Consider the following 11,414-nt stretch of genomic DNA (forward strand, 5'->3'; position numbering starts at 1 on the left):
TCATGCCACCGCTGACCCACGCCGCACAGGCACAAGCGAGCAGCAACACTGTCGTGCTCGAACTCAACGAGCAACGCCCCTGGAACCTGCCCGCCGGGGTCGAACGGATCGCCATCGCCGACCCTTCCATCGCAGATATCACCCGCATCGGCCGCAACAGCGAAGCCCTGCTGGTTGGCAAGTCCGCCGGCAGCACCACCTTGCTGTTGTGGTTGCAGAAGCAGGCGGCACCAATGCGCATCCGGGTGGACGTGCGCAACGCGGTACAGGGCGGACTGCTGGATGGCAGCGCCAATGGGCTGACCGTGCAAGCGGGCCAAGCCCTGCTGTCAGGCAGTGCGGGCTCCCTGCTCGAGCATGAAGCCCGTCGCAAGGCCGCGGCTTCGGCTGTTGGCGAAAAAGGCATGATCAGCGACGCAACCACCATCAGCAGCGGCGGCGTGGTGCAGGTCGAAGTCAAGGTGGTGGAGTTCAACAAGAGCGTGCTGCGCCAGGTCGGCATCAGCTTCAAGAACATCAATGGCGGCTTCAGCTACGGCATCACCTCACCCAGTGGCAGCAATGACGGCGGTGCGCTTTCATCCGCATTCAAGCTGGTAGCCAAGTCCATCCCCGGCGCCTGGGATGCGAACATCGATCTGCTGCAGGCCAATGGCATGGCGCGGGTGCTGGCGGAACCGACGCTGGTGGCGTTGTCGGGCCAAAGCGCCAGTTTTCTGGCCGGCGGCGAACTTCCCATTCTTGAACCGCAAGGGCTTGGTACCACCACGGTGAACTTCAAACCCTTCGGCATCGGCCTGACGGTTACCCCTACCGTACTGTCGGCAGACCGCATCGCGCTGAAGGTGGCACCGGAAGCCAGTGACCTGGACTACACCCGCGGCATCACCCTGGACGGCACCCAGATTCCCGCCATCTCCACCCGCCGCGCCGACACCACGGTGGAACTGGGCGACGGCGAGAGCTTCGTCATCGGTGGCCTGGTCAGCAGCCAGCTGTCCTCGAACGTCAACAAGATCCCGTTGCTGGGCGACATCCCGATACTTGGCTCGTTCTTCCGCAACCTCAGCTACAAGCGCGAGGACAAGGAGCTCGTGATCGTGGTGACGCCGCGCTTGGTCAAGCCATTGGCGCGAGGCACCGAGATCCCGTTGCCTGGCCAACGCGAAGCACAACCCAAACTTCCGGTCTGGGGCGCATGGTTGCTGCACCCGGCCAGCCCTGACCAACTCCCCGGCTTCTCACGCTGAAGTGCCCCCATGCCCCCGGTGATGCCCTTGCCCCAGACCCAGAGCCATGCCGAATTGAATCTGCTGCTGTACGCACCGGATAACCGCCACATGGCGCGTCTGGGTTCCGTACTTGCTGGGCAGGCAAATCTGCGCTGGGTCGATAGTCGCGAAACCAATCCGCGCCAGCTGCTGGACGCAGCAGCAGGCTCGGCCTTCGTGTTGCTCGATTACTGCGGCGGCAACGCCGCCTACTCCACCGACCTCGCCCGCCAACTGCACGCCCTGCCCGGCTGCCCGGCCATGATTGGATTGGGCACCACCGGCCCCGAGCAGGCGGCACACCTGTTGGCGGCGATGCGCGCAGGGGTCTGCGACTTTGTCGATATCGACAACAACACCGCACAGATGCTGGAAGTGTTCGAGCGCGTCGGTGCGGCTCCCAGCCCTGTGCGCGCAGCCGCGACCCCGGACCTTCGCCCTGACGGTCGCCTGATCGTGTTGTTGGGGGTGCGCCCTGGCGTCGGCACCAGCACCTTGGCGACCCATCTCGGGGTGAGCCTGGCCGAGCAGAACCCGGTCTCGCCCGATGTTGCCGCCCTGCAGGGTTGGTTGCTGCTGATCGACCTGGGTCAACCCGCTGCCGACGCCGCGCTCTACCTCGGCATGGAAAGTCACTTCAGCTATGAAGAATCGCTACGCAGCGTCGAGCGGATGGACCGTACCTTCGTCGGCACCGCGTTCGCCCACCATGCCAGCGGCATGGCCCTGCTCGGCATCGCCAGTGGCAGCCTGCTGAAGAAGCATGAACCCATTTCCCTGCTCGATCGTCTGCGCAGCGTCTTCCCACTGAGCTTGTGCGATGTCGGTGGCCTGCCGGTGCAACTGCTGCCCACCACCCTGCTCAAGAGCGCGTCCGAGGTCTGGCTGGTCACCGATCAGGCGATCGGTTCACTGGTATCGCTGGACCAGACCATGCGCGAGCTCGAAAGCCGCGGCCTGCGCGACGACCGCCTGCAACTTATCGTCAACCGCTTCGATGCCAACGGCGGGCTGGCCGACACCCAGATCGCCCAGCGCTTCAATCTGCCGTTGTTGGCCACCCTTCCGGACCGTTCGCGGGTGCTGCGCTCCAATGCAGGACTGGGCCGTTTGCTCACCGATGCAGCTCCACGCGACCCCTATCTCAAGGCACTGCAGCCGCTGCTGCAGCGCTTGGACCGGCGTCGGCTGGCAACGCCACCAACCACCGCACCGGCATCACCGCTGGCCCGTCTCGCCAATCTGCTGGGTAGATAACAATGGAAGACAAAGTCACCCCCTTGTCCCCGCGCATCGCCGCAGCAGCACTGTCGGTGGAACCAGTGCCGAACGTGCCGTTCGAACAGACCGAGCAGTTCCAGACCGTGCTGTCGGCGGCACACGAATACCTGTTGAACCATGTCGAGGACCAGCGCGTCGACATCGATTCATGGTCGCCGGAAACCATCGGCAAGTTCGTGCGCACGCAGACCGCCGCCTTCGTCAAGGAGTGGAAGATCCCGGTCAACGCGCACGAGATGGAAGCCGTTGCCAGCGCCCTGCAGAAGGAGCTGACAGGCTTTGGACCGCTCGATGATCTGCTGCATGACCCGGAGATCGAAGACATCCTGATCAATGGCTACAAGGATGTACATGTCTCGGCCGGCGGCATATTGCGCCGCTCTACCCAGCGTTTCGGCGATGACCGCCACCTGCTGCGCATCCTGCGCCGCATCATCGCGCCACTCGGCCGCCGCCTGGACGACTCCAACCCCATGGTCGACGCGCGCCTGCCCAATGGCGGCCGCCTCAACGCCATCATTTCGCCGTTGGCCGTTGACGGGCCGATGGTCTCCATCCGCAAGTTCCGCAAGGACCCGTTCACCCCCGATGAGCTGCTGGGCCGCGGTGCCTTCGACAAGCCGATGTACGCCCTGCTAAACGCGATGGTGCGTGGCCGCTGCAACATCCTGATCTCCGGCGGCACCAGCTCCGGCAAGACCTCGCTGCTCAACGCTCTGGCGACCTTCATTCCGCACAACGAGCGCGTCATCACCGTCGAGGACACCGCCGAGCTGGCCCTCAATCACCCGCATGTAGTGCGATTGGAATCACGCATGGGCGGGTTTGATGGCAGTGGCGCGGTCAGCATCCGCGAACTGGTACGCAACAGCCTGCGCATGCGCCCGGACCGCATCGTGGTCGGCGAAGTGCGTGGCGCCGAGGTGCTGGAAATGCTGCAGGCGATGAATACCGGCCATGACGGTTCAATGGCTACCGTGCATGCCAACAATGCCCGCGACTGCCTGTATCGACTGGAAATGTTGGCTGGTTTTGCCGGCTTCCAGGGCAGCGAAGACAGCCTGCGCCGGCAGATTGCCGGCGCCATCGACTTCATCGTGCAGATCTCGCGCCTGGGCAGTGGCCGCCGGGTGATCGTCTCCATCACCGAGATTACCGGCGTCAGCGACAACGTCATCACCAGCCAGGAGCTGTTCAAGCATGAGACCTGGATCGACCAGGACAGCCGCGAACGCGACCGCTGGACAGGCCTGGGCTTTCACCCGCACTGCCACAAGCTCGAGCCGTTCCGGCAGGAGCTGCGCGAGGCCAACATGGGGAGCTTTTCTTCATGATGCTGCCCTTGCTGCTCGGGAGTTTCGCAGTGCTGCTGGTGGCGCTGGCGATGGGCCTGTGGTGGGGTTTGGCAACACGCGTGCAGCAGCGCGCTGCCGCCAGCCACGCCGACACCCGTCTCTCGCAGCCGGGTTCGCAGCGCGCCGCCGATGACGCCCGCAACAGCCGTCCACCGAGCAGACGCTGGGCCGAGCTGCTGCGTCGGGCGGGGTTGAAAGACTCGGTGCGCACGTTGATCCTGATCGCGCTGCCCGGCATCGCCGTCACCATCGGGGCTGGCCTGCGCCTTAGCAGCGCCTGGTTTGGCGCATTCGTACTGGCGCTGTATCTGCTGGCGGTGGCGCTATGGCTGTACCGGCGCATCGACAAGATCCAGCAGCGGCTGGTCGCGCAGATGCCCGACTTCCTGGAAAACATGGTGCGCATCGCCGGCATCGGCAACAGCTTGTCGATGGCCTTCCAGAGCGCCACCCAGAATGTCGATCCACCACTGCGCCCCATCCTCGACAACGCCCTGACCTATACCCGCGCAGGCATGGACCTGGATCGTGCCCTGCAACACGCCGCGCAGGCCTATCGCCTGCGCCCGCTGGAAATGCTGGCGGTGATCCTCGGCACCAGCATCCGCATCGGCGGCCGCAGCGACCAGATCCTGCAGCGCATGAGCGACTTCATGCGCGACCTGGAAGAAGTCCAACGCGAACTGCAGGCAACCACCTCCGAGACCCGCATGTCTGCCTGGGTACTTGCGCTGCTGCCAGTCGGCGCGGCCTTGTCGATGGCCTTGATGAGCCCGGACTTCTTCCAGCCCATGTTCCAGGAACCGCTCGGCAAGAAAATCCTGTTGATCGCGGTGCTGCTTGAACTGTTTGGCGGCTTCCTGCTGTACCGGCTGGCCAAGTCGCTATGACGCCCTCCATCACCCCCCAGCTCCGCCGGAGAGTCGCATGAACCAGCTGTACGCCATCGCCATGATGCTGGTCGTGCTTGCCCTGGTACTGGCTGCGGGCGGCCTGCTCTACCGCGGGCGCCGCAGCCAGCAGGCGGGCGCGGCATTGCAGACCGCTCTGGACACGGCCCAGCACCTGGAACACGACAAAGCGCCGAAAGCCGGTTGGTGGCGGCAGCGCCTGAGTGACCTCGCCGCCGTCGGCCAGCACTTCGACGGCAGCCGCGTGCAGAAAGCGCTGCTTGCACCCGAGGACAAGCTGCTGTTGGAACAGGTTGGCTGGAACCACAACACCGGCACCGCCGCCTTCCTTGCCACCCGCCTGCTGCTTGCCTTGCTGATGCCACTCATCGCCGTGCTGTTGTTGCGGCCGCATGGCGGCGACATGGTCATCATCGTGCTGGTCGGCTTTGCGCTTGGCATTCTGTTGCCGAAGCTGCTGCTGCGCAGCTGGGCCAGTCGCCTGCGCAGGAAAGTGGATGAAGAATTGCCCTTGCTGATCGACCTGCTGCGCCTGCTGCAAGGTGTTGGCTTCAGCATCGACCAAAGCCTGCAGATGGTTGGCGAAAAGTTGCACATTGCCATCCCGGTACTGGGCCACGAACTGCAGGTCGCCAATGCCAGCTACAGCCGCGGCCGCAGTCGCGCGCAATCGCTGCGACGGCTCTCCGAGTCCTTCGACAACGACGACCTGCGCAGTCTCATGCAGATGATATTGCAGGTGCACCAGCACGGCGGCGCCGTGCAGGAACCGCTCAAGCAGTTCGGCATGCGCCTGCGCGAACAGCGTCGGATGAAGATGAAGGAGAAGGTCGGCAAGCTCTCGGTGAAGATGACCGTGGTGATGATGATCACCTTGCTGCCTGCACTGATGCTGGTACTTGCCGGACCGGCCATCATTTCGCTGGCTGCCGCGATCAAGGGAATGTAATGGGAGCCAACCTGATGAAGACCAACGCGTTGCTGCTAATCGTACTGGCCCCTGCCCTGCTCGCTGGCTGTGGCGGCAACCATGCCGCCTACAAACAACCACCGATCGAACCGGCGTTGGTCGAAGCCGCGCAGGACGATCGCGGCATGTACCTTGGCCTGCTCAGGCAGATGCAGGAGCAAGGTGCCTACTACGCTTCATTGGCCCATATCGACGCCTTCCGGCAGCGCTTCGGCGACAGTCCGGAACTGCGCATCCTGCAGGCCAACGCGCTGCGCGAAACCGGCGATGATGCAACCGCAACCGCCATTTACCGTGGTTTGACCAAAGGCGCACAAGCCGCGCCGGCCTGGCACGGGCTTGGGCTTATCGCAGCAGCCGCGCGTGACCATGCCGGTGCGCGACTTGCACTCGACAACGCGGTGCGTGCCGACCCACTGAATATCGCCTACCTCGGCGACCTGGGCTTCGCTCTGTTGCAGGCCGGTCAAATCGAACCGGCACGGGCGCCTCTGGCCAAGGCCGCCGAACTGGGGCCGGACAACATCCGCGCCATCTCCAATCTTGCGCTGTGGGCGTTGCTGTCCGGCCAGGCAACAACCGCAGAAAGCATGATGCAGCGGGCAAATCTACCGCCGGCAACCCGAAGCGAGATCTATCGCCTGGCGCAGACGTTGCGGCAACCGGTCGCCGCTGCCATTCCCGAAGCGGCGGCAGCGGGCAATACGACCGCCTTGGCTGCCCAGCAGCCAGCAACCAGGGCCACGCATGTGCCGCGCCCACCCGGCTCGATGCTTGATCGTTTCAGCCCCTCGTCGACCACTTCGCAGGAGGTAACGCCATGATCCGGACGGCAGCCATCGCAGCAGCAGTGCTGCTGTGCAGCTTCGGCAGTTGCGCATCAGCCGCGGCCCAGCACGCACCGTTGATCGAACGCATGGCCGATACCAGCACTGCAGCCAGCGCACACACTGGCAGCACGGCGAGTGCAACAAGCGCTGCCACCGCAAGCACGCCGGTGGCGACCACCAGCTTTGCCGACCTGCCACGTTCACAAGTGGGCGACACCACCCGCGCCCTGTTGCAGCTACAGGCTGACAGCACCCGCCCCGGCACCGCGCTGCCGATGCTCGGCGAGGCCGCCAGTCGCAGCTACCAACGTTATCTCAACAGCTTTGATCACCCCATCCCCGAGTACTTCGAGGCAGCACTCCCCAATCCCAAGCAAGGCGGCGGCAGCCGCTGAGGCCAACCATGGACAGCCCGCGCCCGGCTTCACTTCCACCGTCACGCGCGCTACGCGATCTGCCCAACACCACGCGTCAACGTGGCGGTGCAGGCCTGCCAATGTTGTTGCTGCTGCTCGGCCTGGTGGTGATACTCGGTCTGGTCGAGGTCGGTTACCTGTATTGGAGCAAGCGGGATGTGCAGAAGACCGCCGACCTGGCTGCGTTGGCGGGCGCGCAACGCCTCGAGCTGTGCACCACCGACTACAAGGACAACCTGGCCGCGCGCAACAACGCACTGACCGACAATCAGTTCGCCGGTCAACTGGCGATCAGCTGCGGCTACTGGGGCGCAGAGCTGGCACCGGGCGCCCGCTTTGTCGGCGTTGCCAACAACCGCCCCTTGAATGCGGTACAGGTCACCGCCTCACGGCAAGCTGTACCGCTGCTGGGCCAGCTCACCTCCCTGCCGCGCATCAGCGCCACCGCCGTTGCCAAGCGCAGCTCCCCGCAGGCGGCATTCAGCGTCGGTTCGCGGCTGCTCAACACCAACAGCAATGCGCCGCTGCAGGGGATATTGCGATTGGTCGGCGTCGATCTGACCCAGACCCAGATCGCCAGCTACCAGGGCCTGGCCAACGTCAAGATCACCCCCAGGGGGCTGCTGCAGGCATTGGGCATCCCGGTAGCCACCGACATCAACGTCGGTGAATTGAACAGCCTGCTTGCCGCCAACCAGGTCTCCGTCGGCAGGCTGCTGGAAGTGATGGCCAGCTTGGCAAACCAGCAGGGACTGGCCGGCGTCGACCTGCGCCTGCTGCAGCAGAAGCTGCTTGGCGCCGGTATCAGCAACGCGCTGGTGCAGTTGGGCTCCACCGCCAGCAGCGCGGGCCTGTTCGCCAAGATCGCCGGCGGCAGCGAAGCGGCCAACGGCGCGCTGGATGTGGACCTCAATGCGCTCGACCTGCTTGGCACCAGCATCTCCATCGCCAACTCCAAGCACGCCGTCGAGATTCCGCAGCTGGACGTCCTCGGCCTGCTCAAAGCCAAGGCCAGCATTGTCGAGCCTGCCTCGATCGGCATCGGCCCGGTTGGAACCACCGCCTACAACAGCCAGGTGCGGCTGTTCCTGGATATCGACTCGCAACGGATTCCCGCACTTGGCACGGTACTGAACTGGTTGGGCACGCGCATCAAACTGCCCACCTACATCGACGTGATCGACGGCTTCGGCCAACTCACCGCCATCGATTGTTCAACCCAACCGGCGACGGCCAAGGTCGACGTCACCAGCGCCATCGCCAACGTCTGCATCGGCAAGGCCACCACACCATGGGACTCCACCCGTGAGCTGTGCCGCACCGGGCTTGGCAACGAGACCCTGGTCAGCCTGCTCGGCCGCGATGTGCTCAACAAGAAGATTTCGCTGGAAGCACTGTCACAGAGCGATCAGCTGACCTTGAGCGCTGGCCAGACCGGCACCGTCAAACCCAATGACCTGAAGGTGGGCAAGCTGGTATCGGACCTCGTCGATGCCTTGCTCGGCACCGTGCAGTCACTGTTCGCTCCACAGGGCAACAGCAGCGATGCGGCCAAGGATCTGGCCGTGCAGTATCTGGAAGCCACCAAGAAAAACGGCCTGTACCAGCCCGCCGTCGTGGTGCAGGCCCTGACCAATGGCAACAGCGATGCCAATCTCCCGGCACTTGGCAGTTGGACCACCGAGATCCCAACCTGCGACAGCTGGCTGCTGGGCTGCACGCCAAAGAAAGTGCAGGGCGACGTCTGGCAGGGCTTTCTCTACGAGACCACGATCAGCAAGCCCAGCGTGCTCGGCGGCCTGCTCGACGTACTCGGGCTGACATCCTGCCAGGGCCTGATCGCCGGCCTGGCCTTCAATGACTGCGTCAGCAATTCGCTGGCCAAGTACCTGCAGACCAAGCCCGGTGGCCTCAGCGGCAGCGGCGGCTACAACCCGGTGACCGGCAGCGGAAGCTGCAGCAGCGTGCTCTGCCTGTTGCTCAAACCCGTCATCGACAACACCTTGCGGCCGCTGCTCGATGGCGTCGGCAACCTGCTGTCAAAGCTGCTGTCGGACGTCCTGGGCCTGCAGTTGGGCCGTACCGACGTGCACATGCAGTCGATCCAATGCGGCCGCAGCCAGCTGGTCGAATGAGCGCCTTCCCGAACAGTGCAGAAGCCCACGCCGCAATGCTTTCCAGCGCCAGATCGCGTGCTATGCTCGGGTACGAACAAGGCGCATTCATGAAATGCGACGGCCATCGCAATTCGGGGGGAATTACGGGGACTTATGAGAAGGATCGAAATGCTTCCGAGCCGGTTTGGCTGTGCACTACTCCTGGTCATTGGCGTGCTCACGGCACCGGTTGCGATGGCTGGCCGTTGGCAGCGCGGTGAAGCCGAGGTACCGGCCGCCCCCGCCAACAGCGAAGACAGCGCGGTGGGCAATACCGTGGCCGAGCTGAAACGCTTGATGGGCAACCAGGAACTTACCGAGCTGCGCACCACCTACAACGGTAACTACGGTGCCAGCCTGCTGTTCCATGCCGATTCGCTGAACTACTACGTGGCGCTGTTCCACGAGAAGGAATTCTGGCGGGTCATCCGCACCGACTCCGTCGAGAACGCCGAGACGCTTTATCTCACCTTCGCCGACCAGACCAAGCAGCTGGCCCAGGTCTATCTGGACACGATCCGGTTGCAGGCCGGCAAGGCTTACAGCGAGAAACTGGTGGCCATGAATGAGCGCCGCCTGCGCGGCCTGCAGCAGGAAGTGGAACAGCAACGCCAGCAGTCGCTGCAGGTCAGCAACGCCCTGCAGGAGCGCAAGCAGCAGGCGGTGGCGCTGAGCTCGGACCTGCGCGCCACCAACACCCAGCTGGAAGCCCTGAACCAGCAGATCAAGGCCTTGCAGGCGCAGCAGGTCAATCCCGAGTTGACCCTGCCAGCCACTCCCAGCGTGGCCCCGGCTACCGCGGCCACCCCGGTGCCCCCCGCCAGCCAGGAACCGGCCAGCCACCCCTGAGGCCCAGGCTCCGAGGAGAAGAAGACGCCGCCTTCCCCAGGAAAGGCGGCGTTTTTGTAGTGCCGAGCCATGCTCGGCAGGGCTCGCCCAGCATGGCATCAGCACGCGAAGCGCCTACCCCTCCCCAGCCCTCCCCTTCGCTACGCCAAAGGGAGGGAGCCGAGCGTAGTGCCGAGCCATGCTCGGCAGGGCTCGCCCAGCATGGCATCAGCACGCGAAGCGCCTGCCCCTCCCCAGTCCTCCCCTTCGCTACGCCAAAGGGAGAGAGCCGAGCGTAGTGCCGAGCCATGCTCGGCAAGGGCGTTACCGGGCAAACCCTTGCCGCGCATGCCTCGGCACTACCGGCTTTATCCGTGAAGCCCCTATCCAGCACCCTGCAACCGCCACACCCGTCATTTCCCCACCAGTTCCCACAGAGGTTGAGAACCCGCCCCGCCGTCGCCATAAAGGAAGTTCCTGACAGCAACGTAGCCAGCCATGAGCGATCTTCCCCACGTATTCGAGGCAACCACCGAAACCTTCGAGGCCGAAGTCCTGCAGAAATCGATGCAGACCCCGGTGCTGGTCGATTTCTGGGCCACCTGGTGCGGGCCATGCAAGAGCCTGGGGCCGATCCTGGAGAAGCTCGCCGGCGAGTACAACGGTGCGTTCGAGCTGGCCAAGGTCGACGTCGACAAGGAGCAACAGGTTGCCGCCGCCTTCCAGATCCGCTCGGTACCCACCGTTTTCCTGATCAAGGATGGGCAGATTGTCGATGGTTTCCCCGGCGCGATGCCGGAGGGCCAGCTGCGTGAATTCCTGACCCAGCACGGTGTAGTGCCCGCTGAAGCGGCGGCGGCCGTCGATGCTGAGATCCAGGCCTTGCCACTGGACCCGCAGGCCGAAGTCGCCGCATTGCGCGAGGCCATCGCCGCCGAGCCGGACAAAGCCGAGCTGAAACTCGACCTGGCCCTGGCACTGCTCAAGACCGGAGCAACCGCCGAGGCCGGGCAGTTGCTGGACGGCCTGCCGGCCAACCTCGCCACCGACGACCGCGCCATCCGCGCACGCGCGCGCCTGGACTTTGCCGCCGCCTTGCAGCACGCACCGGCCGCCGATCTCCTGGCAGCGCGCCTGCAGGCCGACGCGAATGACCTGGAAGCGCGTTACCTGCTGGGCATCCAGCAGCTGTTGGCAGGCGAGGATGAAGCTGCGCTGGAGCAGTTCATCGAGATGCTGCGCATCGACCGCAGCTTCCGCGACAGCCTGCCCAAGAAAGCGTTGATCGACGCCTTCCGGGTGATCGAAGACGAAGACCTGGTGGGGCGCTACCGCCGCAAGATGTCTTCGCTACTGTTTTAACTTGGCGCCAGACAGTTCAATTTGCGTGTCAATT

General features: G+C 64.4%; 10 protein-coding genes. All 10 read left to right on the forward strand.

Annotated features, from left to right (window positions below):
- Positions 1 to 2 precede the first annotated feature (2 nt).
- The 10 genes from AC1VWL_RS07925 to trxA all read left to right on the forward strand — a co-directional run bounded on the left by AC1VWL_RS07925 (position 3) and on the right by trxA (position 11,380).
- The gene (locus AC1VWL_RS07925; protein WP_482986354.1) at positions 3 to 1,250 is read left to right on the forward strand and encodes a type II and III secretion system protein family protein; all 1,248 of its coding nucleotides are present in this window, start codon (positions 3 to 5) and stop codon (positions 1,248 to 1,250) included.
- A 27-nt stretch (positions 1,251 to 1,277) separates the two neighbouring features.
- On the forward strand, positions 1,278 to 2,528 hold the full coding sequence (locus AC1VWL_RS07930; RefSeq protein WP_482986332.1) for a CpaE/TadZ family protein: 1,251 nt from the start codon (positions 1,278 to 1,280) through the stop codon (positions 2,526 to 2,528).
- 2 nt (positions 2,529 to 2,530) lie between these two features.
- A complete protein-coding gene (locus AC1VWL_RS07935) occupies positions 2,531 to 3,886 on the forward strand; it encodes a TadA family conjugal transfer-associated ATPase (protein WP_482986333.1) in 1,356 nt (451 codons plus the stop codon).
- Positions 3,883 to 4,797, forward strand: a complete 915-nt coding sequence (locus AC1VWL_RS07940) for a type II secretion system F family protein (RefSeq protein ID WP_482986334.1) — start codon at positions 3,883 to 3,885, stop codon at positions 4,795 to 4,797. The genes AC1VWL_RS07935 and AC1VWL_RS07940 overlap by 4 nt, the downstream gene beginning before the upstream one ends.
- Before the next feature lie 37 nt (positions 4,798 to 4,834).
- Positions 4,835 to 5,767 (forward strand): type II secretion system F family protein, encoded by a 933-nt coding sequence (locus AC1VWL_RS07945; RefSeq protein ID WP_481533266.1) that lies wholly within the window; start codon positions 4,835 to 4,837, stop codon positions 5,765 to 5,767.
- Between the two features lie 14 nt (positions 5,768 to 5,781).
- A complete protein-coding gene (locus AC1VWL_RS07950) occupies positions 5,782 to 6,612 on the forward strand; it encodes a tetratricopeptide repeat protein (protein ID WP_482986335.1) in 831 nt (276 codons plus the stop codon).
- A complete protein-coding gene (locus tag AC1VWL_RS07955; RefSeq protein ID WP_482986336.1) occupies positions 6,609 to 7,013 on the forward strand; it encodes a DUF3613 domain-containing protein in 405 nt (134 codons plus the stop codon). Before AC1VWL_RS07950 ends, AC1VWL_RS07955 begins: the two co-directional genes overlap by 4 nt.
- 8 nt (positions 7,014 to 7,021) lie before the next feature.
- The gene (locus AC1VWL_RS07960) at positions 7,022 to 9,169 is read left to right on the forward strand and encodes a TadG family pilus assembly protein (protein ID WP_482986337.1); all 2,148 of its coding nucleotides are present in this window, start codon (positions 7,022 to 7,024) and stop codon (positions 9,167 to 9,169) included.
- Between the two features lie 135 nt (positions 9,170 to 9,304).
- Entirely contained in the window at positions 9,305 to 10,039 is a 735-nt protein-coding gene (locus AC1VWL_RS07965) for a DUF2968 domain-containing protein (protein ID WP_482986338.1), read from the forward strand.
- 477 nt (positions 10,040 to 10,516) lie between these two features.
- Positions 10,517 to 11,380: a thioredoxin gene (trxA, locus tag AC1VWL_RS07970; protein WP_482986339.1), complete on the forward strand. Its 864-nt coding sequence runs from the start codon at positions 10,517 to 10,519 to the stop codon at positions 11,378 to 11,380.
- Positions 11,381 to 11,414 lie beyond the last annotated feature (34 nt).

Source organism: Stenotrophomonas sp. STEN063 (assembly GCF_056854515.1).